This is a genomic window from Aeromonas sp. FDAARGOS 1408, from assembly GCF_019048665.1.
Lineage (GTDB): Bacteria > Pseudomonadota > Gammaproteobacteria > Enterobacterales > Aeromonadaceae > Aeromonas > Aeromonas dhakensis.
Genome location: NZ_CP077394.1, coordinates 1,290,437 through 1,316,376 on the forward strand (window position 1 = coordinate 1,290,437; position 25,940 = coordinate 1,316,376).

Genomic DNA, 25,940 nt, shown 5'->3' on the forward strand with positions numbered 1-25,940 from the left:
CGTACAAGGGGCCGCAAGGCCCCTTGGTTTTGTTGGGGGCTTTGGTTAGCATGCGCCCCATAAATTCAGTTTCGGAACAGTATCATGGCTTCACTGCACTACAAGTTTGCCACCATGAATTCAGGCAAATCGACCCAGCTCATTCAGGCGCACTTTAATTATCTGGAGCGGGGCATGCATCCCTTGGCCATGACACCCGCCATCGACGACCGCTTCGGGGTCGGGGTGATCAGTGCCCGGGTGGGGCTGGAGCTGAAAGTCGAAGTGTTCAGAGAGCGCTGTGATCTGTTCGAGATGGTGAAAGCCCGTCATGCCGAGAAGCGTATCGATGTGTTTATCGTCGATGAGGCCCAGTTCCTGACCAGGGAGCAGGTCTATCAGCTGGCCCGTATCGTCGACGAGCAGGACATTCCGGTGATCGCCTACGGCCTCAAGACCGATTTTCGCGGCGAGCTGTTTCCCGGCTCCTATCACCTGCTCTGCCTGGCCGACAAATTCGAGGAGCTGAAAAGCATCTGCTGGTGCGGCAACAAGGCGCACATGAACTCCCGGGTCAATGAAGCAGGCCAGGTGATGCGAGATGGCGAGCAGGTGGAGATCGGCGGCAACGATCGCTATGTCTCCCTGTGCCGCAAGCACTACCTGGAAGGGCGGGCTTTCAAATAACCCGCGGCTGATGGGGATAACATGAACAAGCAAGGCGCCAATCTGGCGCCTTGCTTGTTTCTAAGGGGTCAATCTATCTCGATATCGACCGGGGCAATGATGGGATCGGCCACCGGCAGGCGGTGGAACAGCTGGCGAAAGTGCTGCTGCACCCGGCCAATATCCACCAGCGACATGCCGGAGGCGAAGCCGAACCAGACGTAGAGGCCGGTGAGATCGCGAAACATGGGGGGCAGATAACGGGGTGCACTGATGAGCCCCTCCAGGTAGTGTTGATAGAGCACCGGGATGTCGTCCAGGGTCACCTTGCCGACAAACAGCATGGGCAGGATCTCGGGGACTCCCTCCAGCACGGCGCTGCGGATGAAGTTGACCGTCTCCACATAACCTTTCACATAGGAGAGATCCTTGGTGAAGCAGGCGCCTCCCTCGACCATGCCGCCGCGAAAGACCCGCTGGGTGATCTTGTAGGCATCGTGCTCGCTGGCACCCTGATCGACGAAATGGCGGAACACCTCGATGAAGTCGGCGCCGCGCTCCGCCATGTCGATGGCCATCACCCGATCCGAGATGCGCTTGGCCCTGTCCGGAAAGGAGCTGAAGGTGAGTGTCTCTATCAGTACCGCCAGCCCCTCCTGGCAGGCGGTGATGCGCGGCGAGCCGGCACTGAGCCAGGTGGCATAGGGTTGCTGGCGCCCGTTGAGGGTGGTGCCCACGTGTACCCAGCCCTCGTGGACCTCCAGCACCTGCAGATCCAGCTCGGAGAAGCGGGCGTGGGAGTTGAGCTTGATGTAATCGCCGCCGGCCGCGGCATCCGAGACGATGCCATCGCTCAGCTTGACCTGCACTGTGCCGTCACTGAAGTAGTTCGACAGCTTGCTCTGCAACCTGGCCACCGCCGCTTCCCCCTCGAACTCCTTGGGGTAGGGGCGCACCAGGTGGCGGGCGCCGGGCAGGGAGAAGATGTCGCACAGCCTGGCCCCCAGCTCCTTGAGGGTCTTGCGATCGCCGCGCAGGTGATCGCCGGCCGAGCCGTAGAGCAGCCGGCTGTAGCGCAGAAAGTCCGGTTGCCCGCGCTGGCGCAGCATCTCGATGACCACCATGTATTGATCCACCGTCTCCTGCAGGATGCGGCCAAGCTCATCCTGGGGACCGAGCCGGCGCCGGATCCTGTCCCGCAGCTCCTTGAGCTCCAGGTACTTGTTGCGGGGATCGAAGCCGAGGGGAAGGCCATCATAGAAGGCCTTGTCGACGGCCGGCAGCGTGCGCCCTCCGCTGGCCAGAAAGTCGGCCTGCAGGTGACGGGGCCACTTGATGGCATCCAGAATGCGGATGGGCTTTTGCAGGATCAAGAGTTCATCCGAGAGGGATTTCAGATGCAGACGGTACTTTTCTTGGATGGTCATTTAGCCCCCTGTGGGGCGAGTGTGGCGCTGGAATGGGCTGAGTATATGCAGGCTGCTTGCCAAAAAGAAGCGAGGGCCGTGCTTATCCGGCCAGTGCGCTTTTGGTTGCCGGAAAATTGGTTTAGACTGCGCCCCTTGATCCCAATTGTGTCGTGGAAATGATGAATATCCCCAGCTCCGAAATGATAATGCGTTGGTTGCAGCAGGCTCGTATCGAGCACTATGTCTGTGATCAGTGCCATGGTATCCACATCGTCTCCCTGCAGTCCGTCGAGGGCATCCAGGAGAGCCGGATCTTCGTTGAAGAGGAAGGGGTGCTGTTTTCATCCGAGCTGGAGGTGCGTCCCTCCGCCTTGCTGCCGCTGGTGGCCGAGCTGGGTCGCCTCAACATGCAGTACCCGTCGCTCAAAGTGTTCCTCGACATCATCGATGACAACCTGCCGCGGCTGGTGGTGGGGCATACCGTCTTTACCAAGGCGGGGCTCAGCGTCGAGCAGTTCCTGCTGTTTGTGGAAAGCACCATAGCCGCGACCCATGAAGTTGTCTCCGAATGCGAGCGGTTGGGCTTCCTGAATCTGCCGGAAATCCAGGTTGCGCCGGAGTCTGTGCACTGATTTGTGCGTTAAATGTGCGAACGGTTCGTCTGATGCAAAAAGCCGTTGACGCCGGCGGGGCTTTCCCCTAAATTACGCCCCGTTCCAGCGCAACAGCGCAGCGAACATCGTGCTGGCTGAGCACGTTAAACAACAGACCAAAATTTGGTGAGGTGACCGAGAGGCTGCCCACCGACGAAGTCGGCAAGATGCACGCGCAGCGTGCTCCGAAAGCCAATTCAAGAAGTAAAAATTTGGTGAGGTGTCCGAGTGGCTGAAGGAGCACGCCTGGAAAGTGTGTATACGGCAACGTATCGAGGGTTCGAATCCCTCCCTCACCGCCAAATTTTAAAGAACCGACCTGATGGTCGGTTTTTTTGCTTTGGGGAAGAATTATCAGCTCATGTCGAAGAGGGAGGGTGAGAACCCTCGTCGGGTTCGAGCAGAGCAGCTTGCTGCGATGAACGGCCGCAGGCCGCCCGGAAGGGGTGAGCCATGCAGTGGCGAATCATCCCTCACGGCCAAATAAAACAAAAGGCCCCGTCGCAAGACGGGGCCTTTTGTTTTATCCGGTGACGGGCGGCTCGGTTCGGGCCCTGGTTCGACAGGTGGGCAGGATAGCCCGCCTGGACGGCCAGAGGCCGCCCGCAGGGCGAGCGTCAGGGATGGCGCGAGTCAATCCCGACCCATCCTCAGATGTTAAAACCGATCCGATGGTCGGTTTTTTGTTTTGCGTGATAGCTTGTCGCCTCCCGCTGTCTTCACAGTTTCTCCATCATCCATAACCAGGTTGTATCGACGGGCAGCCGGCCCCCGATGTTTCCTATTGTCAACGTACAGCTCAGTTGCCATCACCCCCGTGCGGATCATCAGGTTGAAATAAGTTCTGACTTGCGCAATGCATTGCGGGATTTTTAGTTTCTTATTCTGTATGTGCAACTTTGTCTGGATGAATATATTGAATGCGCAACTTGTTGCGTTATTGCGATGATGGCTTGATTGGTAATTGATTCAACCTATTGTTTTAAAACAATAAAATGAACTGGCATGGTCACTGCTAACGGATTCGGTCGAGTGTCATTACCGTTCAACCAATCAGGAGCAATTCCATGCCAACTCCATGTTACATCAGCATCGAAGGTAAAACTCAGGGCAACATCACCGCCGGTGCCTTCACTTCCGATTCCGTCGGCAACATCTTCGTGCAGGGCCACGAAGACGAGATGCTGGTACAAGAGTTCCAGCACGTCGTCACCGTACCGACCGATCCGCAATCCGGTCAGCCTGCTGGTCAGCGTGTCCACAAGCCGTTCAAATTCACCGTTGCGCTGAACAAGGCCGTGCCGCTGATGTACAACGCGCTGGCTTCCGGCGAGATGCTGCCGAAAGTGACCCTGAAGTGGTACCGCACCTCCGTCGAGGGCAAGCAGGAGCACTTCTTCTCTACCGTGCTGACCGACGCCACCATCGTCGACATCGACTGCCAGATGCCACACTGCCAGGATCCGGCGAAGTCTGACTTCACCCAGCTGATCCAGGTCTCCATGGCCTATCGCAAGATCGATTGGGAGCACACCGTTGCCGGTACCTCCGGTGCGGACGACTGGCGCGCGCCGATCGAAGCGTAATTCTCAGTCAAAGGGCACTGCTTGCGGTGCCCTTTTGCCGTTTCTGGCATTTCCCGCTCCGTTTCAATACACGCGTTTTTTCTTTTGCCCGTTTGCCTGAGGTGAGGGGGCACAAGAAAAAATCCGAGTTTACGTCTTGCCGCACGCCGTCAAGGGCGTGCGGTAGCCATGGTGTCAGAAAAACCGGGGCGAAGGCGGATCTCTCACACGGCTTGAAGTGCCCCGCCTGATGGGGCTGCACGATATCTCAGGGGCGAGCAACGATGGCAGACAGCACAGGATTACAATTTACCGTCAAGGTGGGGGCTCTGCCCGAAAACACCTTCGTGGTGGCCGAGTTTGCGCTTGATGAAGCGCTCAACCGGCCGTTCAACCTGCGCCTGGAGCTGGCAAGCGCCCAGCCCGACATCGACTTTGGCGCCGTGCTGGACCAGCCATGCGAGCTGCTGGTGTGGTACAACGGCGAGCTGCAGCGCCGGGTATGCGGGGTGGTCAGTGACTTTGCGCAAGGAGACAGCGGTTTTCGCCGTACCCGCTATCAGCTCATGGTACAGCCGGCGCTGTGGCGTCTGTCGCTTCGCCAGAACTCCCGCATCTTTCAGGCACAGAAACCCGATGAAATTCTCAGTATCCTCTTGCAAGAACACGGCATCACCGATTACGCCTTTGCGCTCAAGAACGAGCACGCCAAGCGGGAATACTGTGTCCAGTACCGGGAGAGCGACCTCGATTTCGTGAACCGCCTCGCCGCTGAAGAGGGGATGTTCTACTTCCACGAGTTTGAAGCGGGCAAACACCGCATCGTGTTTGCCGATGACGCAGCCGCCCTGACCGCTGGTCCCGAGCTCTTCTTCAACCTCGGCAACCGTTCCCTCGAGCAGGGCCCCTATGTGCGGCAGTTCCACTACCGGGAGGCGGTACGCCCCTCGGATGTGGAGCTCAAAGATTACAGCTTCAAGACCCCGGCTTATGGCCTCTCCCACAAGAAAGTGGGGGCTGAGCTGACTCACCAGCGCGATACCTATCAGCACTTCGACTACCCGGGTCGCTACAAGCAGGATGGCAGCGGCAAGGCCTTTGCCCAGCACCGCTTGGATGCGCTGCGCAACGATGCGGTGGCGGGCCAGGCTAAGTCCAACTGCGCGGCCTTGCAGCCGGGGCAGAGCTTCTCGCTGACCGAACACCCCAACGGCAGCCTCAACACCGACTGGCAAATCGTGCGTATCCAGCATACCGGCTTGCAGCCGCAGGCGCTGGAAGAGGAGGGGGGCAGCGGCCCGACTGTCTACCACAACGAATTCGGGGTGGTGAAAGCCAGCACCACTTGGCGGGCGCGTATCGGCAGCCCGGAGGCCCCCCACAAACCCATTGTGGATGGCCCGCAAATCGCCATGGTGGTGGGGCCCGATGGGGAGGAGATTTACTGCGACGAGCATGGCCGGGTGAAACTGCAATTCCCGTGGGACCGCTACGGCAGTTCCAACGACCAGAGCTCCTGCTGGGTGCGGGTGAGCCAGGGCTGGGCCGGCGGCCAGTACGGCATGATGGCCATCCCGCGCATCGGCCACGAGGTCATCGTCTCATTCCTGGAGGGGGACCCGGACCAGCCCATCGTGACGGGTCGCACCTATCACGCCACCAACCGCCCGCCCTACGAGCTGCCTGCCAACAAGACCCGCACCGTGCTGCGCACCGAGACCCACCAGGGTGAGGGCTTTAACGAGCTGCGTTTTGAAGACCAGGCCGGACAGGAAGAGATTTACATCCACGGTCAGAAAGATCTGAACGTGCTTATCGAGAACGACGCGGCCTGGCATATCAAGCACGACCAGCACACCGATATCGACAACGAGCGGGTGACTCGTATCAGAAAGGTGCCGGGTGAGCAGGGGGCTCCGCCCAGTCTTGGCAACGATCATCTGACCGTTGAAGGAGAGAAGCGGGATCATATCAAGGCTGACTATTCGCTGACGGTGGATGCCTCCATGCACCAAAAACTGGGTGATAGCTGGCTAACCCAGGCGGGGCAAGAGGTGCACGTCAAGGCCGGTGCCAAGGTGGTGCTGGAAGCCGGCTCTGAAATTACCGTCAAGGTCGGCGGCTGCTTTATCAAGGTCGATGGCGGTGGTGTGACCCTGGTGGGGCCCACCATCAAGATGAACTCGGGTGGCAATGCAGGCTCTGGATCCGGTTGGGCTGGCAAGGTACCCAAGAGTATTGAGGGTATGTTGGATAGCCCTCACACGCGCTGGATGAAGTTCTATCACCTCGACTCCGAGCTGATGCCGCTGGCGGGCACTCCCTACAAGGCCGTATTGAGCGATGGGTCGGTGCGGGAAGGCACGCTGGATGGTGATGGCATGGCGCTGCTCGAGGATGTGCCTGCTGGCACCGCTTCAGTGACCTATGACCTGCAGGACAATTTTGTCGATCTGCCCCGTGAATCCATCTCGGCCCTCACCGGCCATCTCGACAGTCTGAGCGACGAGGGCTGATATGTTCGGTAACGATCTGTTTGAGCAGCTCTATGACCACCTGGATCAGGCTGTTTCCGGTGGGGCTGCCTATGTCAAACAAAGTGCTGAGGCCGTCAAAAAAGGGATTGCCTCCAGCCTGCAGTGGATCTGGGAGGCCCTGCAGGGGGATTTCAACCCCAATCAAAGCGCAGGACAGATCGCCGCCAATGCGGTGCTGGGTCTAATTCCCGTAGTTGACCAGGTGCTGGATTGTCGCGATCTGATTGCCAATGCCCGGGATATTTCCCGTGATCCCAAGCAGCCGGATAAGTGGGTTTTCCTCAGCTTTACCCTGATAGGGCTGATCCCGTCGCTGGGTTCAGCCCTCAAGGGGGTGTTGAAAATCATCTTCCTGTTTGTCCGCAAGGCGGGTGGGGATGCCACCAAGGCGATCAGACCTGCAATGGCGCCCGTGCTGACGTTTCTCAGTGATCCCAAGGTCAAGAAAGTGCTGGGTATCTCGCGCCTCGACAAAGTGCTAAAAGAATTTGCCGGTCAGATCCGTGGGTTGAGGGGACAGATTGCGGTCAGTGTGTTGCTGGGTTATCTGAACGATGCCGTCAAGTCGCTGACCAGCTTGATCGGCAAGATAAAGGGATTGGCTCCTGCTTCAGTCAGGATCTGGCTTGAGCAATCCCAGCGTCTGGTGTTGCAGATGCAGTCACAGGCGGGTCAGATGCTGCCTGTCGCCATGGGGCCCGTGCTCAAGTCCCTCGATGAGATAGCCGCTGGGTTGGAGAAAGAGGCGGTCAAGCATGCCCCTGGTTACAAGGCCATGCCCGGTGGTACCGTTATCCACCCGCTGCCGGATGATGTGGTCAAAGTGGAGCTCAAGATCCTGAGCCGCTCGAAGAAAGGGATTTATGGCGAGATCATCAGCGACAATTGGATGGCAAATCACAAGTTCGAGAACCTGTTGCCAGAACATCGCCGGGTACGTAGCCTGAATGACAAGCCCAGAGGGCGGGGCATCGATGGTATCTACAAGAACACCAATCCTCCGCCTCCCTACGTGGTGACCGAGACCAAGTTTCGGACGGCAGGGGGGGAGTATATCGATGGGGATGGCACCAAGAGCACCCAGTTGTTGTCGATGACCAAGGGGTCGGGCAAGCAGATGAGCAATTTGTGGATAGAAAGGCGATTACCGGATGAAATAGCAGATAAAAAGCTATTGGCGGATATCAGAAAACAAAAATATGAATCTTGGTTGATGATCGTCGATGAGTCTGGTGAGGTGATTCAGATCACCAAGTTGAATAAGAATGCCGATGCTATCGGTACTATCCCGGTCAAGTAGGAGTAGAGAATGAGTTCGTTTATTGAGCAGCGTCGAGATCCACTATTATCTGAGGATTTCTTCTTGGTTCAGCTAGAAGACTACAAAGAATCGCTCTATTTTGACCAGGAGTGGTGGAGTTGGATAAATGATCCTCACCATGAACGCTGGAGTGACCCAGCAGGATTGCCTACTCGCTCTGGTGCCAGTGCGGGCATGTTTATGGATAATCTTGAACATCTGATCTTGCTTTATTCTGGCGGAGTCTCTCATGAAGAGGTTATTGCTCAGCTAGGCATCGTCACTAAAGAGTTTTTACGCCATAAAAAAGAGTTTCCAGATGAACAGTTTTATTACTGGGAGCAAGATGCTTATCAATATCTGCTCTGGATGCTCTCATTAAGCATCCTCTATGGCCAGGATGAGATATTGCCCGAGTTGGTGCGTTATATCAGTAAGAATCCGGAAGGGGACGACGACCCGTTGTGGAGCGTACTGTTGGCCCGCCTGGGTTATCCTGGCTTCCCTCGAGGTCCAGAATCCTATATTCCAGAGGTGTACCGCCCGCTATTTGATGCCATCAAGGGAGATGGTGTGAATCCCACCAAGGTTGAGCGTCAGGCGAGCATCAAGCAATATCTCAAAGGATGGTACAAGGGGTGTAAAGAGTGCTATTGGCACGACAGGCACAAGGCAAAGCATGCCATCTACTTTGGCTATTGGGCTTTTGAAGCGGCGCTGGTCACCCTGCTTTATGAGCTGGATGACAGCAGCTATCGAGACATGCGCTATTACCCCAAGGATCTGGTCGATTATGCCAGAGCCAATGGTATTGCAGAGAAATGGCAGGCATTGCGAGTAGCCCAACATCCTATTGCCATGCCGGGTTCCGTGGTGGAGCAGGATGGCAACTGGCGCTGCAACCTGACCGATGAGCAGTGGCAGCTTCGCAAAGGGCAGAGCTTACCTTCCCAAACCCATGTCAACAAGGATGACATGTTGTTCTGGGTACAGGAGTAGTCCGCAGTGTATCGATCATGCATTGTCTGCGTGATCGATACATCGCGAACCGAACATCGTTTTGGTGCTGCCGTGGTATTGCTTGGCCCCTTTGGCTCTGTATGAAAAAATCGGGAAAGAAAGGTGAAGGCGATAAAAAAACTATTTCTGCTCCTATCCGTCATTATCTTGTCACCCCTGTTGATTCCCATGGTCTATGTCGAAAGACGAAGAAAGAAATGGCTCCTATCAATTTTACTATCTCCTCTGCCTGAAGAGATCAGAGTCGGCAGATTGAACGCGCTGATGAATACCCATACCGATGAGCTACAGGGTGGCATTGTGTCAGCACTTGTTGAATTCAACTCTGATGAGCATTGGGTGTGTCTCAATATTGACTGGCGAGACGTCGAGGAAGTTGAGTTGCAGGGCAACGCATTGGCGGATATTCATGGCTTGAAGGAGCACTTCATTTGCGCCGAACCGGGTGAGGATACATCGGTTTGGCGCCTGTTGGTGCTTTATGACTTATGGCTGCAAGCGCGAGAATATGAAGTCGTGCTTTGGGATATAGATGCAGATCAATATACAGGGTTTATTTGTCGAACGGATGTTCTCGATAAACTGTTAAACGAGGGGCGCAAGCTGGGTCTGCATCTGGTCAAGCTGGACCATGTGAACGAACAATAGCGCCTTGTATCAACCGAAAAAGCCCTATACCGGTATTTATTGAAACAGAGCCAACGTGAAATAGTAAATACAGAAAGTAGTTAGAAAATGTCATGTATGCAGTTCTCCCTCCCATCTTAATTAGTCGCAGATATCAATGATGACATACCGCACATTATGCTTGGTGCTGGCGAGCCATTGGCTGGCCGCTTGTACAACCACGACGTCACAGACGGAATCCGAACTCTTGCAAGCCGCACAACAAGGGCAGGGCAAGGCCCAATATGAATTGGCCAATCGTTTGGTGGCCAAGCCCGATTACCCGCAGGCGATGCGCTGGATGAAGCAGGCCGCCGATCAAGTCGGTCCGTTGGCGGCTGATGCCGGACTGCGGGGAAAGGCAGCCCTGCAAGTAGGGAGTTGGTATCAGGCAGGGTTGGGGGAACCAAAGAACCCTATGCTGGCCACGCAATGGTGGCAAAAATCAGCCAAGTTGGGCAATGCCGAAGCCAGCTATCAGTTGGGTCAGGATTGCCGGCAACGGCACAAGGACAAGCTGGTCAGTGAGTGCCTCGACTGGTTCGAGCAGGCAGCCAAGCGCGATCATGCGAATGCCCAGTTGGTTCTGGGGCAGTGGTATGCAGGTCAGGCTGGGGCCGATGAAGATGCCGTCAAGTGGCTGGAGAAGGCCGCGGAGCAGGGTAATCGCGATGCTCAATATCAGCTTGGTGCTCGCTATGAGCAAGGGAAAGGGGTGAGCAAGCGCTCCGATCTTGCTTTGCACTGGTATGAGAAAGCAGCCGCGCAGCAACAGCCGGATGCCTTGTTGGTGCTGGCCCGCAAGGCGCCTTCTGAAGAGGCATTCAGCCTTTATCTGCGAGCCGCCAATGCGGGCTCTGCACCGGCCCAGTTGTGGCTGGGGCAGGCCTATCTGGTCGGCAAACAGGTTCACCAGGATCTTGCACTTGGCCGCTATTGGCTGGAGCTGGCGGCAGGAAGTGGCTCCCATGAGGCCGAATATCAATTGAGCTTGCAGCAGAGTGGTGCCGCAGAACGAGAGTATTGGTTGACGCGTGCCGCAGAAGGGGGATTCAGTCAGGCTCAGTTTGCATTGGCTCAATGGCAGCAAGAGCAAGGGGACCTGGTGACCGCTCGCCACTATTTTGCACTGGCGGCAGCACAGGGCAATGTCAATGCGCGTTACGCCTATGGCGAGATGCTGCGGCTCGGGTTGGGTGGCAAGGAAGACTACCCGCAAGCACTCAAACAGTATCGGCTGGCGGCCAATGCCCGACACCGATTGGCCCAATATCGCATGGGGATCATGCGTGAACAGGGGTTGGGAGCTCCACGCAATAGAGTGCATGCTTATGCATGGTATCTGTTGGCGGCAACCGAGGGTAATCAAGAGTCAGCCAAAGCGCGTGATGAGCTGGAGAAAGGCATGACGGAAAAAGAGAAAAGTGTCGGACAGAAATTGGCGCAGCATTGGTTCTTACAGCAATCTAGTCAGAATTATGATCAGCCTGGCTGATCAATTGTATTATTTTTTAGAGGGTTAGCGTTTTTCATGTGAGGTTGATACAACAGAACTCTTATTAACTTGCTTATCTGTTATTCGCGTAGATGAAAACAACCTTTATCATGTTTTCATGTATGAACAATCCCTTTCTTCTTTCTAGCGTCATAACCTGGCGCATTACTATCTTGACTCAATCAGTCAATAATTGACGCACAACTGCTGGAGTTTGGCGTGATGGGGTATGATAACAGTTGAAAGTTATAGGTTTGTTTTTTGTTAATATATCAATCCTCACCTTTCAAGATTTAAGTGGTTGCAGTTAAACTGTTGTTTTAATTGGTTTTTTATTTTTGTAATTTCTTTTTCACGGATATTTCATTGACGGTAGCTCATCTATAAATATACCATTAATTATAAATGGCATTTAAGCCAATATGACCTCTAACGATAGAGTAGAGGCACTTCGGGTTGTTATGAATAAACAAGTGGGTATTGTGCTTTTGATAATTAGAGCTGTTGCTCTTTTTGGTCGAACGCATATCTGTTGGCCAGTGGATTGGTCTCTTGCCAACCGGCAATAGCGTCAACTGTCATTTTTGACAGTTGTTGGCTAAACCACCGGCTATAAGCTTTTGGGTCTGGATAGACCCACAACTTGGTATTTAGAGCATGGGAAAAAATATTGATGGGGCCACTGTTGCACCCAAGGAACGTATTAATATCAAATATGTACCGTCGACCGGAGGTCAACAGGGAGAAGTAGAACTTCCCTTGACCATGATGGTGGTCGGCAACATGAAGGGACGCACCGAAGACACCCCCATCGAGGAGCGTCAGACCGTCTCCATCGACAAGAATAATTTCTCTTCCGTCATGAAAGAATCTGCACTGGAACTGAATTTTTCCGTTCCCAATCGCCTGGAGGAAAACAGCCAGGACGAGTTGCCGGTTTCGATCAAGATCCAGTCTCTGGAAGACTTCACCCCTGACAGCGTGGCCCAGCAGGTGCCCGAGCTGCGCAAGCTGCTGGAGCTGCGTGAGGCCCTGGTTGCCTTGAAGGGGCCGCTCGGCAATATCCCCGCCTTCCGCAATCGTTTGCAGGAGCTGTTGTCCAGTGATGAAGCGCGTGAGCAACTGCTCAAAGAGCTGGATTTGATTAAACCTGCCGAGTGATCGCCGGGTTGGATTGATTGACGAGAAAAGGAAAAAACATGTCTTTGGTCGAAGAACAGGTTCAAGCGGGGGCGAGTGCCGCCTCCTCGTCCTTGCTGGACGAAATCATGGCGCAGGCTCGCATCACCCCGGTGGATGAGGGTTACAGTGTCGCCAAGCAGGGAGTAGCTGCCCTGATTGCCAACATCCTGGATAGCGGCACTGCCAGCAGTCCGGTCAACAAGGCCTTGGTGGACAGCATGATTGTCGAGCTCGACAAGAAGCTCGGCAAGCAGATGGACGTGATCCTGCATGCCAAGGAGCTGCAGGAGATGGAGTCCTCCTGGCGCTCCCTCAAGCTTTTGGTGGATCGCACCGATTTTCGCGAGAACATCAAGATCCAGGTGCTGCATGCCACCAAGGAAGAGCTGCTGGAAGATTTCGAGTTTTCACCCGAAATCACCCAGTCCGGTCTCTACAAACATGTTTATTCCAGCGGATATGGCCAGTTTGGTGGCCAGCCGGTGGGGGCCGTGATCGGTGATTACGCCTTCACCCACAGCTCTCCCGACATCAAGCTGATGCAGTATGTCAGCGCGGTAGGGGCCATGTCCCATGCCCCCTTCATCTCTTCCGTCGCACCCGCCTTCTTCGGGGTCGACAGCTTTACCGATCTGCCCTCCATCAAGGATCTCAAGTCAGTCTTCGAAGGTCCGGCCTACACCAAGTGGCGTGCGTTGCGTGAATCGGAAGATGCCCGCTATCTGGGGCTGACCGCACCGCGCTTCCTGGCACGTCTGCCCTACGATCCGACCGAGAACCCCATCAAGGGCTTCAACTATCAGGAAGATATCAGCTCGGATCACGACCACTATCTGTGGGGCAACACCGCCTATCTGATGGGCACCTCCCTGACCGACAGTTTCGCCAAGTATCGCTGGTGCCCGAACATCATAGGCCCGCAGAGTGGTGGTGCCATCCACGATCTGCCGGTACACGTCTATGAAGCCATGGGTCAGCTGCAGGCGAAGATACCGACCGAGGTGCTCATCACCGATCGTCGTGAATACGAGCTGTCGGAAGAGGGCTTCATCACCCTGACCATGCGCAAAGACAGCGACAACGCCGCCTTCTTCTCCGCTAACTCGGTGCAAAAACCCAAGGTATTCCCGAATACCAAGGAAGGCCGGGAGGCGGAAACCAACTACAAGCTGGGTACCCAGCTGCCCTACATGTTCATCATCAACCGCTTGGCGCACTACATCAAAGTGCTGCAGCGCGAGCAGATCGGCTCCTGGAAGGAACGTCAGGATCTGGAGCGTGAGCTGAACAGCTGGATCCGGCAGTTTGTTGCAGACCAGGAAAACCCGCCGGCAGAGGTGCGCAGTCGCCGCCCGCTGCGTGCCGCCCAGATCAAGGTGCTGGACGTGGAAGGGGAGCCGGGCTGGTATCAGGTTGCCATGTCGGTGCGCCCGCACTTCAAGTACATGGGGGCGAGCTTCGAGCTCTCTCTGGTAGGTCGTCTGGACAAGGAATAAGGCCCGATGCCGCATCTCTCTTCCTGGGATAGAGGAAATGCGGCCAGTCTGTTTGATCGCATCAGGGGGGAGGGGCTTGGCTCCTCCCCCCGTACGGAGTCTGAGGAACTGATCGCGTCTGTTAAACGGCAGCTCGAACAGGTACTCAACACCCGTCCCGGCAATTGTCGCAGCGCACCTGACCTCGGGGTCATCGATTTCAACGATGCCACCCAGGGCAGTGCCGACATCAAGGGGCGGATCCGGGAGGCGATCCGGCAATGCATCCGTCGTTATGAACCGCGGATCGTGCATGTGGATGTCCGTTCACCCGACCATCAGGCGAGTCCGCTTGAGATGTCGTTTCAGGTGACGGCCCACGTGCGGCTGGAGCATATCGAGCAAGTTACCTCGTTCAACGTCCATATGGACAGTCATCGTCACTACCGCATGGTCTGATCAATGTCGCTGGAACATTACTTCAGGGATGAACTGGCATTTTTGCGCCTGCAAGGGCGCGAATTTGCAGATAGCCATCCCGAGCTCACCCGCTTTCTGTCGGAGCAAAATAGCGATCCGGACGTGGAGCGCCTGCTGGAGGGATTCGCCTTCCTCACGGGCAACCTGCGCGCCAAGATTGAGGATGAGTTTCCCGAGCTGACCCACGGTCTGCTCAACATGCTCTGGCCCAACTACCTGCGTCCCGTGCCCAGCATGACCATCATGCAGTTTTCGGTCATTCCGGGGGCCATCGCCCAGCCGGCGCTGGTCAGGCAAGGCTGCCAGCTCGACAGCCTGCCCATGGACGAGGTGACCTGCCATTTCCAGACCTGTCACGATACCTGGGTCTATCCGGCCGATATCCGTCATATTGCCGCCCAGAGCGGCAACGATCTCTCCACCATCTCGCTGGATATCGCCCTGCATGCCCCTCTGCCGCTCAGCGAGTTGCAGCTGGACAAGCTGCGCTTCTTCCTCGGTGGCGACAGCTACACCGCCTATGAGCTCTACTTCTGGCTCTCCAACCAGCTCTCCCATATCGAGCTCGAGATCGACGGCAAGCGCTTTCGTCAGGAGGCCAAGGCCCTCAAACCGGTCGGCTTCGAGCGCGGTGATGCGCTCTTGCCCTATCCGAACAACGTCTATTCCGGCTACCGGATCCTGCAGGAGTATTTCTGCTTCCCGGAAAGCTTCCTCTTCTTCGAACTCGCCGGTGGCGACTGGCCCAAACAGCCGTTGCCGGTGAGCGAATTCAAGGTGCACTTCTGCTTCGACCGGCCGCTGCCGGCGGAGCTCAAGATCCGACCCGACTCCTTCATGCTCAACTGCGTGCCGGCCATCAACCTGTTCCAGCACGACAGCGAGCCGGTCAATCTCAATGGCCGTCAGGCGGAGTACCCCCTGAAGGCGAGTTATCGCCATGCCGACAGCTTCGAGATCTTCTCGGTGGATCAGGTGGAAGGTTGGGTCGAGGGGAACCTCGGCCGCTCCCGCGGCACGCCGCGCATCTATCAGCCGTTCGAGAGCTTCCAGCACCAGATTGAGCGGGCCAAGCAGCGGCTGGCGCTCTACTACCGGGTGCGGGTCAAGGAGGCGGTGAGCGGGGATGGTTTCGAGCACAGCCTCTCGTTCGTGCGCGGGGATGAAACCACCACGGTCGAACTGGATGAATCCATCTCGGTGACGCTCACCTGTACCAACCGCTCCCGCGCCGCCCGCCTCAAGGTGGGCAGCGTCTGCGTGCCAACCGGCAGCTCACCCTCGTTTGCCACCTTCCGCAACCTGATCCGGCCGACCCGGCCGCTGCGCCCGGCGCTGGACGGCAGTCTGCACTGGACGCTGATTTCCAACCTGTCGCTCAACTATGTCTCCCTATTGCGCCGCGATGCCCTGGTGCAGGTGCTGCGTACCTACGATTTTCCGGCGCTGCACGACAAGCAGGCAGAGCAGGCCTCGCGCAAGCGGCTGGCGGGGATCGAGGAGATCGAAACCAAGCCGGTGGACCGGCTGGTACGTGGCATGCCGGTGCGGGGGCTCAAGTCGGTGCTCTCTATCCGCCAGTCTGCCTTTGGCAGCGAAGGGGAGCTCTATCTGTTCAGCACCGTGCTGGCCCACTTCTTCTCGCTGTACGCCAGCGTCAACGCCTTCCACCTGCTTGAGGTGGTCAATCTCGACAACAAGGAGCGCTATCAGTGGCCAGTCCAGATCGGTCAGCACTCCCTGATGTGACGTCCGGCAAGGACGCACCCCGCTTCAACTTCTTCCAGCTGGTTGAGCTGCTCAACCGGCTGGATGGTGCCGATCAGGAGCGAGGGCTCGACTACCTGCCCGGTGACGAGAACATCCGCTTCAAGGCGACCGCCTCCCTGGGGTTCCCTACCAGTGACGTGTTGCAGATTGGCCGGGACGGGCAGGGCCGCCACGAGCTGGAGGTGGCCTTTCTCGGTCTGCACGGCAGCCAGTCACCGATGCCTGGCTATTACCTCGATTCGCTGGCATGGGAGTACGCCCAGGGGGAGCAGAAGCTCGGCCTGTTCCTGGATTTCTTCCATCACCGCCTGCTGACCCTGCTGCACCGGATCTGGCGCAAGTATCGCTACCACGTCCGGTTTCAGGACAACGGCGAGGATGGCTTCTCCCGCCTGATGTTTGCTCTGGTAGGGCTTGGCAACGAGGCGGTCTGCCAGAGCCTGCCGGTCAACCGGGCCAAGATGCTCTCCTATGCGGGCATGCTGGCGAGCCCCAGCCGCTCCCCCGAGGTGGTGGCCGGTCTGGTGGCCCACTGCTTCGATCTGGCGGACGTGGAGGTGAGCGCCTGGCAGTGGCGCAAGGTGCCTATTCATCAGGATCAGCAAAACCGCCTTGGCGGTGCCTGCGCCACCCTGGGGGATGACTTTGTCATCGGCGACAAGGTGAACGACTGTGCCGGCAAGTTCTTGTTGAAGATCAACAACCTGAGTTTTGGCCAGTTTCTCGGGTTTCTGCCGAACGGGGAGCACTTCCACGCCCTGGTGACCTTCGTCTCCTTCATCCTGCGCGATCAGCTGGCCTGGGATCTGCGGCTGGGTTTCGGTCAGGAGCAGGCGAGGGGACTGAGACTCGGTGAAGAGCAGAGTGCCCGTCTGGGGTGGAGTACCTTTCTCGGCCAGCCGCCGAGCGATCCGTTCGTGACCATTTGTGTGCAGGAATAAGTGCAGAAATAAGCTGCGCAGAACATTTAAGTACAGAGATCAGTGCAGGAGTAACCGTGGACGATTTTAACCAGCAACTTTCCCTGGTGGTGCTCAACAGCGAACAGCTCGACGGCAGCCAGCAGGTGCAGTACCGCTTCGACGAGATGGGGGGGACCCTGGGCGCCTCCGAGCAGGATGACTGGCAGCTGCGGGACAGGTTGGGGGCCGTGCTGCCCGCCCACGCCCGTATCGAGCTCAACGACGGTCGCTTCTGCCTGTGCGATCTGAGCGGCCAGACCTATATCAATGGCGCCACCTCACCCATCGGGCGGGCCCGCAAAGTGCATCTGGAGCAGGGGGACGAGCTCATCGTCGGCCCGTTCCGGCTGCGTACCTACCTGGGGGCCATCACCCCGGAGCAGAGCCTGCAGCAGGTGCTCGGCAATCGCGCCACCGAGCAGCTCGACGAGTGGCTGACCGGTGATGAGCCTGCAGCCCGAACCGATGATCCGCGTACCCTGGCGGCCGATCCCCTGCTGGCACTGCAACAGGAGCGCCGGACCCCCAATTCGTTGATGGATGGCTTGCCAACAGCTGGCGTGCCGACGGATGGCCCGCTGGCGGATAGTCGCCTGCAGGCTTCACCGCGTTCACAGCCGGATGTGGACGTTTCCCCCCTTGCCCCCTTTTCTGCTGTCGAGAACACCATGAACCAAGAATTTCTGGATATGCCCAGCATCGAGAACCACCCCGATTATCAGCTGTCGCTGGACGGCGTCGATCACGTGGCCCTGACCCCGCTGATGCGCGGCCTGGGTCAGCCCTTGCAACTGCAGGACACCCAGCAGGCCCACGACATGCTCGAAGAGATGGGCAAGACGGTGCGGGCCATGGTGGAGGGGTTGCTGCAGTTGCAAACCGAACAGGCGGCGCTGGCGGACAAGCACCTGCGCCCCATCGAGGACAACCCGCTGCGCCTGGGCCTTGACTATGACGAGACCCTGGCGGTGCTGTTTGCCGAGCAGAAGAGCCCGGTCCACCTGAGTGCGCCGGCGGCGGTGGCCGAGAGCCTGAACAATGTGCGCATCCACCACGTGGCGAACCAGCAGGCCATCGGCGCAGCCCTCGACAGCATCCTGCAGGCGTTTTCGCCGCAGGCCCTGCTGGGGCGGTTCGAGCAATACCGCCGCAGCGGTGCACCGGACACGGCCGACGAAGGCTGGGCCTGGAACATGTACCAACACTACTACCGCGAGCTCACCTCCGCCCGCCAGCAGGGGTTCGACAAGCTGTTCCACCAGGTGTATGCCCAGGCCTATGACCAGGCCGTGCGTCAGCAACAGGGACTGATTTGATGATACGTGCGCTGATGCTGGGGGCGGCTCTGCTGGCCCTGGCTGGCTGTACCACCATGGGCAAGATGGCCGACGTCGCTATGAACCCGGATATCCAGGTGGGTAGCAATGACAGTCAACCGGCGACCCTGGGGCTGAGCCTGCTGGCGGAGCCTGACGTCAACCCCAACGAGAGCGGGGAGGCGGCGCCCATCGAGTTTCAGGTGGTGCTGCTGGCCGAGGATTCCAAGCTGCTCGCCACCGACTACGACCAGGTGACGGCAGATGTCGAGAAGGCCCTTGGCAAGAACTACCTGGATCATCAGGACTACACCCTGCTGCCGGGCCAGTTCAAATACCTGCCTCCCGTCAAGCTCGACGAGAAGACCCGTTACATCGGCGTGATCGCACGCTACGCCGACCCGGACAGCGCCGAGTGGCGCAAGGTCATCAAGATCAAGAGCAAGGGCGCGGCTTATCAAATCCTGGTGCACCTGCGCCTGGATGAAGTGGAACTGCAAAAAGAAGAAGAATAACCATGTCGAGTCGAAATCGGGTTATCTGGCGTGAGGGGCTCTTCATCAAGCCCCAGCACTTCCAGCAACAACAAAGGCATTCGGATTACGCGCTGCACGCTCGCCTGAGCGCGCTGTCCGACTATTTCTACGGCTTGCAGTCGCTCGCCATCAACGAGGATTACCTGGGCTTTGGTCGCATCGCCCTGGTCGGGGCCACCGGTATCCTGCCGGACGGGACCGTGTTCAACATCCCCAACGACGACATGCTGCCGACCCCGCTGGAGATCACCGACGCCTCGGTGGCCAACCAGAAGGTTTATCTGGCGCTGCCGCTCTCGGTAAGCGGCGTCAACGAGGTGGGGCAGGGCGGCCAGGTCGCTACCCGCCTGCAGGCCCATCGCCACGATGTGCGCGATCTGCACAGCGAAGGGGGAGACGTGGTCTCCCTCGAAGTGGGTCGGGTCAGCCTGCGCCTGATGCTGGAGCGCGAAGATCGCAGTGCCTACGCCTCCCTGGCCATCGCCCGCATTCTGGACAAACGCCCCGATGGCGGTCTGGTCCTGGATCCCAACTTCATGCCCTGCAGCATCAGCGTGTCGGCCATTCCGGCCCTCAAACGCTTCCTCGGCGAGTCGGCGGGTTTGGTGGCGGAGCGGGCGCGCAGCCTCTCCCAGCGCATCGCAGCGCCCGGCCAGCAGGGGGTGGCCGATGTGGCCGAGTTCATGATGTTGCAGCTCCTGAACCGGGCCCAGCCCCAGCTCTCTCATCTGGCGCGCCTGGGTACCCTGCACCCGGAGCGGCTGCACGAGTTGCTGGTGCAGCTCTGCGGCGAGCTGATGACCTTTACTGACGAGTCCCGCCTACCGCCGGAGTTTCCGGCCTATCGTCACGACGATCAGCAGGTGAGCTTCGAGCCGGTGATGCTGGCCCTGCGCCAAGCGCTCAGTACCGTGCTGTCGCCGCGCGCCGTCTCCATCCAGCTGCGCAAACACCAGTACGGCATCATGGTGGCCATGGTCAACGAGAGCGAGCTGATGAAAAGCGCCGACTTCGTGCTGGCGGTGCGCGCCCGCATGCCGCAGGAGCAGTTGCGCAAACAGCTGCTGCAGCAGACCAAGGTGGCCTCCAGCGACAAGATCCGCGAGCTCATCAGCCTGCAACTGCCCGGCATCCCGCTGCTGCCGCTGCCGGTGGCGCCGCGCCAGCTGCCCTATCACGCCGGTTACAGCTACTTCCAGCTCGACCGGCAGAGCCCGGCCTGGCAGATGCTGGCGGTCAGCAATACCCTTGCCTTCCACATCGCCGGCGACTTCCCCGAGCTCGACATGCAGCTCTGGGCCATTCGCAGCCAGTGATCGCACCAAGGAATAAGCAGAGATGACCACGGACATTATCAAGAACGAGCAACTCAGCGACCTGCTGTTCGATCACGCCGAACAGCTGGACATGGATTCGGACTACTGGTTCCGCCTGCGCGGCCAGAGCATCAACCCGATGATCGACGCGGTGACCCCCTTGCTGGGGCTGGTGCAGCGGGTGCGCCTGCTGTCGCGCTATGACCAGGTGCCCGAGCTCTACCAGCGGGTGGTGACCGAGATCCAGGCCATCGAACAGGAGCTGATGGCCCAGGGTTACGAGAACGGGGTGGTGCTGTCGTTTCGCTACATCCTCTGCACCTTCATCGATGAGGCCGTGATGGGGCGCGACTGGGGCAGCCAGAGCGAATGGTCCCAGCACTCCCTGCTGGCCCGCTTCCACAACGAGACCTGGGGCGGCGAGAAGGTGTTCGTGCTGCTGGCCCGTCTGCAGGAAGACCCCGAGCGCTATCGCGACATCCTGGAGTTCATCTACCTGTGCCTCTGCCTCGGCTTCGAGGGGCGCTACAAGGTGATGAGCCAGGGGCGGGAGGAGTTCGAGCGCATCGTGCGCCAGCTGCACAAGCAGTTGGCCCCCGAGGCTGGTGGCGAGGCACCCAGCGTGTTTCACCTCGATCTGGGGCAGCAGGCCTCCCGCTATCAGCTGCGCAAGCAGGTTTCCCTGCGCAGCCTGTTCATGGGCGGGGCGTTGATCCTGGCGCTGATCTTCGGCCTCTATCACCACCAACTCAATAACCAGACCCAGGACGTACTGCGTCAACTGGGCGAATTATTAAAATAAAATACTAAGGAGAGCACGCCTTGATTCGTATAGAGCTACCGGTACTGGTGGAAAGACTCAACCCCATCTGCCGTCACATGCTGGAGGAGGCCGCGGCCCTCTGTGTCAATCATCAGGGGGCCGAGATCCGCATCGAGCACCTGCTGCTCAAGATGCTGGAGACCCCGCTGAGCGACGTGCGCCAGATCCTGAAGGTGGCCGAGGTCGACGTTGAAGAGCTGAAAACCCTGCTGCAACCCTCGCCGGTTGACAACGGTTATGGCCAGGGTTACCCCTCCTTTTCGCCCATGCTGGTGGAGTGGCTGCAAGACAGCTGGTTGCTCGCTTCCGCCGAGTTGCAGCATGGTCAGCTTCGCAGCGGCGTCATGCTGCTGGTGCTGCTGATGACCCCGCAGCGCTATTTGCCGGGCTCGGTGACCCGCCTGCTTGCCAAGGTCAATCGCGAGCTGCTGCGCCAGCAGTTTGACGAGTGGGTCAAGGAGTCTGCCGAGACGCAAGTGACCACTGCCCCCGGCGGCAAGACGGCCCAGGCCGCGCTGCCGGCCGATGCCAGCTTGCTGGCCCGCTTTACCGTCAACGTGACCGAACAGGCTCGCCAGGGCAGCCTGGACCCCGTGCTCTGCCGGGATCACGAAATCGACCTGATGATTGACATCCTCTCCCGTCGTCGCAAGAACAACCCCATAGTCGTGGGGGAGGCCGGTGTCGGCAAGAGCGCCCTCATCGAGGGGCTGGCCCTGCGCATGGTGGCGGGTCAGGTGCCCGAAAAGCTGCGCGGGGTCGAGCTGATGACGCTGGATCTCGGTGCCATGCAGGCCGGCGCCTCGGTCAAGGGAGAGTTCGAGAAACGCTTCAAGGGGGTGATGCAGGAGGTCAAGGACGCCGTGCAGCCAGTCATCCTCTTCATTGACGAGGCGCACACCCTGATTGGGGCCGGCAACCAGGCGGGTGGGCTGGATGTCTCCAACCTCATCAAGCCGGCGCTGGCCCGGGGCGAGCTGCGCACCATCGCCGCCACCACCTGGGGCGAGTACAAGAAATACGTGGAAAAAGACGCGGCCCTGTCGCGCCGCTTCCAGCTGGTGAAGGTCGGTGAGCCCGATGCCGACGAGGCCACCGTGATCCTGCGCGGCCTGCGCAGCATCTACGAGAAGGCCCACGGGGTGCTGATCGACGAGGAGGCGCTGCAGGCCGCCGCCCAGCTCTCCGCCCGCTACATCTCCGGCCGTCAGTTGCCGGACAAGGCGATCGACGTGCTCGACACCGCCTGTGCCCGGGTGGCCATCAACCTCACCACGCCGCCGCGCGCGGTCAGCCACCTGCAAAACGCGCTGCGCCAGCGCGAGCTGGAGATCCGCCAGCTGGAGCGCCAGAGCCTGATCGGTCTTGGTGACAACGCAGATCGCCTGGCCGAACTGCAGGGGGCCCAGCAGGCTTGCCGCGAAGAACTGGCCGAGCAGGAGGCCCGCTGGCAGCAGCAGCAGGGGCTGGTGCACCAGATAGTCGAGCTGCGCGCGGCGCTGCTGGCCGATCAGCAGGATGAGATGCTGGCCAGAGAGGCGCTGGATCTCGCCGATGCGCCGCTCGATCCGCAAGCCGCTGCCGAGCAGCTGGCCACCCTCGAGCGCGAGCTGGCCGAGCTGCAGCAAGGAGAAGTGCTGGTCTCAGCTCACGTCGACAAGACCCAGATTGCTGCCGTCATCGCCGAGTGGACCGGGGTGCCCCTCAATCGCATCTCACAAGGGGAGCTGGACGTGGTGACCCGCTTGCCGGAGTACCTCGGCGAGCTTATCAAGGGGCAGGATGTGGCGGTGGCCCACCTGCACAAGCATCTGCTGACCGCTCGCGCCGACCTGCGTCGTCCCGGCCGCCCGCTGGGGGCCTTCCTGCTGGTGGGACCGAGCGGGGTCGGCAAGACCGAAACCGTGCTGCAGATTGCCGAGCTGATGTTTGGTGGTCGCCAGTATCTGACCACCATCAACATGTCCGAGTATCAGGAGAAGCACACTGTCTCCCGTCTCATCGGCTCGCCGCCCGGCTACGTCGGCTTTGGCGAGGGGGGCGTGCTGACCGAGGCCATTCGGCAGAAGCCCTATTCCGTGGTGCTGCTGGATGAGGTAGAGAAGGCCCACCCGGACGTGCTCAACCTATTCTATCAGGCGTTCGACAAGGGCGAGCTGGCGGACGGGGAAGGGCGCATCATCGACTGCAAGAACGTGGTCTTCTTCCTCACTTCCAACCTCGGTTTCCAGACCATCGTCGACCACGCCGAGCAGCCAGACATGCTGCTGGATGCCCTCTATCCGGAGCTCGCCGCCTTCTTCAAGCCGGCGCTGTTGGCGCGGATGGAGGTGATCCCCTACCTGCCGCTCGGTCACGACACGCTAGTGCAGATCGTCGGCGGCAAGCTCAACCGGCTGGTCAAGCTGCTCAAGGAGCGTTTCGGCGCCGAGGTGGTGCTGGACGACGAGGTGGCCGAGGAGATCCTGCTGCGGGCCAATCGCAGCGAGAACGGCGCGCGTATGCTTGAATCCGTCATCGACGGAGCCCTGCTGCCGCCGGTCTCCCTGCAACTGCTGCAGCGCCTCTCGGCCGGTGAACCCATCAAGCGCGTCCACTTTTCCGTGGCCGATCACCAGTTCGTGGCCGAGGTGGGGGCTTGAGTATGGAGCAAGCCCTCGCATTTGCCCTGGCACTCACCGCCCAGCGCGATGAGCCGCATCTGTGTCACTGGTGGAGCTCGACCCTCCATGCCAGCTTCCAGCCCAGGGGGCTGCTGCTCGGCATGCTGGATATAAGCGGCCGTCAGCTCGAATGCAAAGGCTGGGTCAGGGGGAAGGAAGTGACGCTGGGGTTGGCGGTGGACGATTTTTCCCACCCCCTTGCCTATGTGCTGCACAAAGCTCAGTCCCGCACCTGGGACTCCCTCTACGGCGGCGCTCGCATCGAGCACGCCGGTTTTCGCGCACTGCTGGCCGACCTTGGCCAGCAGTGCGGCCTGCACGCCTATCCGCTGCTGGATGGCAACGGCAAGCCGTTTGCCGTGCTGGCCCTGATGGATGAGGGGGAGGTGCTGCGGGCCTGGGCCGACGGCCCCGAGCTGGCCCAGCTCTCCCAGGTCTTTTGCAACCAGCTCACCCTCATTCGCGATCTCGGTCGCAGCCGGCGGGATCAGGGAGTACTGCGCGACTCCCTGCGCCAGATGAAGGGAGAGGGGGAGCGGCTGCGTCAGCACGAGAAGCTGCTCGGCGATCAGCTGGTCGGCCAGTCGGCGGTGATCCGCGGGCTGCGCGAGCAGATAAACCAGGCTGGCCAGCACAAGCTGACCGTGCTGATCCAGGGCGAGACCGGCAGCGGCAAGGAAGTGGTGGCACGGCTGGTGCACCAGTGCTCCGATCGCGCCAACAAGCCCTTTGTCGCCATCAACTGCGCCGCCATCCCGGAGAACCTCATCGAGAGCGAGCTGTTCGGCTACCAGAAGGGGGCCTTCTCCGGCGCCCTAGCCAACAAGACCGGGCTGGTGGCCCAGGCCAACGGCGGTACCCTGTTTCTGGACGAGGTGGGCGACATGCCCGCCGCCATGCAGGCCAAGCTGCTGCGGGTGCTGGAAACCCGCAGTTACCGGCCGCTCGGGGCCGAGCAGGAGTATCACTCCGATTTTCGCCTCATCGCCGCGACCCATCAGCCGCTCACCCGTCATGTGGAGGAGGGGCGGTTTCGGGCCGACCTCTACCACCGTCTCTGTCAGTGCCTGCTGCTGATCGCCCCCCTGCGCGAGCATATCGAGGATGTGCCGCTGCTCTGTCAGCACTTCATGGCCCAGTTTGCCGCCCAGGATGGCAAGACGCTCGCCGGCTTGCAGCGCAAGTTCTTGAAACAGCTGCAGACCTATGACTTCCCCGGCAACGTGCGCGAGCTGCGCAACCTGCTGGAGGTGGCCTGTGCCCATACCCGCTCCGGGGAGGAGGTGGGGCTGGAGGCGTTGCCGCCAGAGCTGCGCGAGCGGGTCTGCGTCGAGTTGCCCGGCTACATGGACGACTACAACCACATCCGCGATCTGCGCCGGGCCATGCAGCAGTACGAGGCCTCCGTCATCGAGGCGCGCCTGCGCCACTTCCACGGCAACCGGATGCTGGTGGCCGAGAGTCTCAACATACCCAAGCGCACCCTGGATCACAAGTGCCAGAAACTGGAGGTGAACTGATGAGCGTCATCGCCCTATTGCCTCTGCTGCTGGCCACCAGTGCGGCCGAGGCACCGCTGGACATGGCGCGCTGGCAAGCCTGCCGGCAGGAGCCCTCGCCGCTGGTGCGGCTCGCCTGCTACGACGCCATCGGCAATGGAGCGGTCAGTGCCACCGAAGGGGATTCCCCCAAATCGGCGGCCTGGCAGGCCATCTGGGCCCAGGAGCAGGCCCGCACGCCAGCGAGCGCCCCCTTCCTCCTGCAAAGCGATGAGGCGCGTGGCAGTGAAACCCTGACCCGTCCGGCGCTGCGCGGCGCGACGCTCTCCATCGGCTGCGTCGACAGCATCACCCATATCCGGCTGCGGCTGGATCAGCCCTGGAGCGGCGAGAAGGTGCAGGTCGCGCTGGATGGTCAGCCGAGTGCCGGCTCCCAGAGCTGGTTTATTCGGGATCAGGGTCTGTTGCTGGAATATGGCCGCGGTCTGCCCGCCATCGAAGAGCTCAAGCGCTGGCTGGGCCATCGCGAGCTGCAGGTGCGGGCCGACAACGGTGCCCTCTTGCGGGTTGACTTGAGCGGCCTGAAAGAGGCGCTGGTACCGCTGCGTCAGCAGTGCCGCTGGTAGGG

General features: G+C 59.5%; 21 protein-coding genes, 1 tRNA gene and 1 other RNA gene. 22 read left to right on the forward strand and 1 reads right to left on the reverse strand.

Translation table 11 applies throughout. From position 1 onward, the window contains the following. Positions 1-84: 84 nt before the first annotated feature. Complete coding sequence (locus I6L38_RS06175; RefSeq protein WP_005299956.1) at positions 85-666, forward strand: thymidine kinase; 582 nt, start codon at positions 85-87, stop codon at positions 664-666. A 68-nt stretch (positions 667-734) separates the two neighbouring features. Here the strand turns inward: I6L38_RS06175 and I6L38_RS06180 are convergent, their stop codons facing one another. Continuing rightward, positions 735-2,072 carry a flavohemoglobin expression-modulating QEGLA motif protein gene (locus I6L38_RS06180; protein ID WP_024942537.1) on the reverse strand — a complete coding sequence of 446 codons (1,338 nt, stop codon included), beginning with the start codon at positions 2,070-2,072 and terminating at the stop codon, positions 735-737. Positions 2,073-2,230: 158 nt separating this feature from the next. Here I6L38_RS06180 and I6L38_RS06185 point away from each other — a divergent pair, with 158 nt between their 5' ends. The 21 genes from I6L38_RS06185 (at position 2,231) to vasI (ending at position 25,938) form a co-directional block, all read left to right on the forward strand. Further along, positions 2,231-2,686: a YbjN domain-containing protein gene (locus tag I6L38_RS06185; RefSeq protein WP_005299960.1), complete on the forward strand. Its 456-nt coding sequence runs from the start codon at positions 2,231-2,233 to the stop codon at positions 2,684-2,686. 235 nt (positions 2,687-2,921) lie between these two features. After that, positions 2,922-3,009, forward strand: a tRNA-Ser gene (locus I6L38_RS06190). Positions 3,010-3,064: 55 nt separating this feature from the next. After that, positions 3,065-3,193, forward strand: a non-coding RNA gene (locus tag I6L38_RS06195) — RtT sRNA. 581 nt (positions 3,194-3,774) lie between these two features. After that, complete coding sequence (hcp1, locus tag I6L38_RS06200) at positions 3,775-4,293, forward strand: type VI secretion system effector Hcp1 (RefSeq protein ID WP_010634242.1); 519 nt, start codon at positions 3,775-3,777, stop codon at positions 4,291-4,293. A gap of 263 nt (positions 4,294-4,556) precedes the next feature. Continuing rightward, the gene (vgrG, locus tag I6L38_RS06205) at positions 4,557-6,788 is read left to right on the forward strand and encodes a type VI secretion system effector VgrG (protein ID WP_201885049.1); all 2,232 of its coding nucleotides are present in this window, start codon (positions 4,557-4,559) and stop codon (positions 6,786-6,788) included. A gap of 1 nt (position 6,789) precedes the next feature. Further along, entirely contained in the window at positions 6,790-8,109 is a 1,320-nt protein-coding gene (locus I6L38_RS06210; RefSeq protein WP_201885048.1) for a type VI secretion system polymorphic nuclease effector, read from the forward strand. A gap of 9 nt (positions 8,110-8,118) precedes the next feature. Further along, the gene (locus tag I6L38_RS06215; protein ID WP_117404253.1) at positions 8,119-9,108 is read left to right on the forward strand and encodes a PoNi-like cognate immunity protein; all 990 of its coding nucleotides are present in this window, start codon (positions 8,119-8,121) and stop codon (positions 9,106-9,108) included. A gap of 123 nt (positions 9,109-9,231) precedes the next feature. Then, complete coding sequence (locus tag I6L38_RS06220) at positions 9,232-9,777, forward strand: hypothetical protein (protein WP_117404255.1); 546 nt, start codon at positions 9,232-9,234, stop codon at positions 9,775-9,777. 139 nt (positions 9,778-9,916) lie between these two features. Beyond that, positions 9,917-11,290, forward strand: a complete 1,374-nt coding sequence (locus I6L38_RS06225) for a tetratricopeptide repeat protein (protein WP_226009918.1) — start codon at positions 9,917-9,919, stop codon at positions 11,288-11,290. A 657-nt stretch (positions 11,291-11,947) separates the two neighbouring features. Next, positions 11,948-12,451 (forward strand): type VI secretion system contractile sheath small subunit, encoded by a 504-nt coding sequence (gene tssB / locus I6L38_RS06230; protein ID WP_017764287.1) that lies wholly within the window; start codon positions 11,948-11,950, stop codon positions 12,449-12,451. Positions 12,452-12,489: 38 nt separating this feature from the next. Then, entirely contained in the window at positions 12,490-13,968 is a 1,479-nt protein-coding gene (tssC, locus tag I6L38_RS06235; RefSeq protein WP_017764288.1) for a type VI secretion system contractile sheath large subunit, read from the forward strand. A 6-nt stretch (positions 13,969-13,974) separates the two neighbouring features. Continuing rightward, positions 13,975-14,406, forward strand: coding sequence for a type VI secretion system baseplate subunit TssE (gene tssE / locus I6L38_RS06240; protein WP_010634233.1), 432 nt, complete (start codon positions 13,975-13,977; stop codon positions 14,404-14,406). 3 nt (positions 14,407-14,409) lie between these two features. Further along, entirely contained in the window at positions 14,410-16,176 is a 1,767-nt protein-coding gene (gene tssF, locus I6L38_RS06245) for a type VI secretion system baseplate subunit TssF (protein WP_019840944.1), read from the forward strand. Beyond that, complete coding sequence (gene tssG, locus I6L38_RS06250) at positions 16,140-17,138, forward strand: type VI secretion system baseplate subunit TssG (RefSeq protein WP_017787306.1); 999 nt, start codon at positions 16,140-16,142, stop codon at positions 17,136-17,138. The genes tssF and tssG overlap by 37 nt, the downstream gene beginning before the upstream one ends. Before the next feature lie 56 nt (positions 17,139-17,194). Next, on the forward strand, positions 17,195-18,475 hold the full coding sequence (tagH, locus tag I6L38_RS06255; RefSeq protein ID WP_216989287.1) for a type VI secretion system-associated FHA domain protein TagH: 1,281 nt from the start codon (positions 17,195-17,197) through the stop codon (positions 18,473-18,475). Continuing rightward, positions 18,475-18,990: a type VI secretion system lipoprotein TssJ gene (gene tssJ / locus I6L38_RS06260; RefSeq protein ID WP_216989288.1), complete on the forward strand. Its 516-nt coding sequence runs from the start codon at positions 18,475-18,477 to the stop codon at positions 18,988-18,990. The genes tagH and tssJ overlap by 1 nt, the downstream gene beginning before the upstream one ends. A 2-nt stretch (positions 18,991-18,992) precedes the next feature. Continuing rightward, entirely contained in the window at positions 18,993-20,327 is a 1,335-nt protein-coding gene (gene tssK / locus I6L38_RS06265) for a type VI secretion system baseplate subunit TssK (RefSeq protein ID WP_216989289.1), read from the forward strand. Positions 20,328-20,349: 22 nt separating this feature from the next. Further along, positions 20,350-21,129 (forward strand): type IVB secretion system protein IcmH/DotU, encoded by a 780-nt coding sequence (gene icmH / locus I6L38_RS06270; RefSeq protein ID WP_216989290.1) that lies wholly within the window; start codon positions 20,350-20,352, stop codon positions 21,127-21,129. Positions 21,130-21,149: 20 nt separating this feature from the next. After that, positions 21,150-23,792 carry a type VI secretion system ATPase TssH gene (tssH, locus tag I6L38_RS06275; protein ID WP_216989291.1) on the forward strand — a complete coding sequence of 881 codons (2,643 nt, stop codon included), beginning with the start codon at positions 21,150-21,152 and terminating at the stop codon, positions 23,790-23,792. A 2-nt stretch (positions 23,793-23,794) separates the two neighbouring features. Continuing rightward, positions 23,795-25,333, forward strand: a complete 1,539-nt coding sequence (gene vasH, locus I6L38_RS06280) for a sigma-54-dependent transcriptional regulator VasH (RefSeq protein ID WP_216989292.1) — start codon at positions 23,795-23,797, stop codon at positions 25,331-25,333. Beyond that, on the forward strand, positions 25,333-25,938 hold the full coding sequence (vasI, locus tag I6L38_RS06285) for a type VI secretion system-associated protein VasI (protein ID WP_216989293.1): 606 nt from the start codon (positions 25,333-25,335) through the stop codon (positions 25,936-25,938). The genes vasH and vasI overlap by 1 nt, the downstream gene beginning before the upstream one ends. Positions 25,939-25,940 lie beyond the last annotated feature (2 nt).

What these genes read in the sequence shown, in the direction of transcription:
- I6L38_RS06175 (WP_005299956.1), top strand. Translation starts at nt 85, where the DNA reads ATGGCTTCACTGCACTACAAGTTTGCCACCATGAATTCAGGCAAATCG.
- I6L38_RS06180 (WP_024942537.1), bottom strand. Translation starts at nt 2,072, where the DNA reads ATGACCATCCAAGAAAAGTACCGTCTGCATCTGAAATCCCTCTCGGAT.
- I6L38_RS06185 (WP_005299960.1), top strand. Translation starts at nt 2,231, where the DNA reads ATGATGAATATCCCCAGCTCCGAAATGATAATGCGTTGGTTGCAGCAG.
- hcp1 (WP_010634242.1), top strand. Translation starts at nt 3,775, where the DNA reads ATGCCAACTCCATGTTACATCAGCATCGAAGGTAAAACTCAGGGCAAC.
- vgrG (WP_201885049.1), top strand. Translation starts at nt 4,557, where the DNA reads ATGGCAGACAGCACAGGATTACAATTTACCGTCAAGGTGGGGGCTCTG.
- I6L38_RS06210 (WP_201885048.1), top strand. Translation starts at nt 6,790, where the DNA reads ATGTTCGGTAACGATCTGTTTGAGCAGCTCTATGACCACCTGGATCAG.
- I6L38_RS06215 (WP_117404253.1), top strand. Translation starts at nt 8,119, where the DNA reads ATGAGTTCGTTTATTGAGCAGCGTCGAGATCCACTATTATCTGAGGAT.
- I6L38_RS06225 (WP_226009918.1), top strand. Translation starts at nt 9,917, where the DNA reads ATGACATACCGCACATTATGCTTGGTGCTGGCGAGCCATTGGCTGGCC.
- tssB (WP_017764287.1), top strand. Translation starts at nt 11,948, where the DNA reads ATGGGAAAAAATATTGATGGGGCCACTGTTGCACCCAAGGAACGTATT.
- tssC (WP_017764288.1), top strand. Translation starts at nt 12,490, where the DNA reads ATGTCTTTGGTCGAAGAACAGGTTCAAGCGGGGGCGAGTGCCGCCTCC.
- tssE (WP_010634233.1), top strand. Translation starts at nt 13,975, where the DNA reads ATGCCGCATCTCTCTTCCTGGGATAGAGGAAATGCGGCCAGTCTGTTT.
- tssF (WP_019840944.1), top strand. Translation starts at nt 14,410, where the DNA reads ATGTCGCTGGAACATTACTTCAGGGATGAACTGGCATTTTTGCGCCTG.
- tssJ (WP_216989288.1), top strand. Translation starts at nt 18,475, where the DNA reads ATGATACGTGCGCTGATGCTGGGGGCGGCTCTGCTGGCCCTGGCTGGC.
- tssK (WP_216989289.1), top strand. Translation starts at nt 18,993, where the DNA reads ATGTCGAGTCGAAATCGGGTTATCTGGCGTGAGGGGCTCTTCATCAAG.
- icmH (WP_216989290.1), top strand. Translation starts at nt 20,350, where the DNA reads ATGACCACGGACATTATCAAGAACGAGCAACTCAGCGACCTGCTGTTC.
- vasH (WP_216989292.1), top strand. Translation starts at nt 23,795, where the DNA reads ATGGAGCAAGCCCTCGCATTTGCCCTGGCACTCACCGCCCAGCGCGAT.
- vasI (WP_216989293.1), top strand. Translation starts at nt 25,333, where the DNA reads ATGAGCGTCATCGCCCTATTGCCTCTGCTGCTGGCCACCAGTGCGGCC.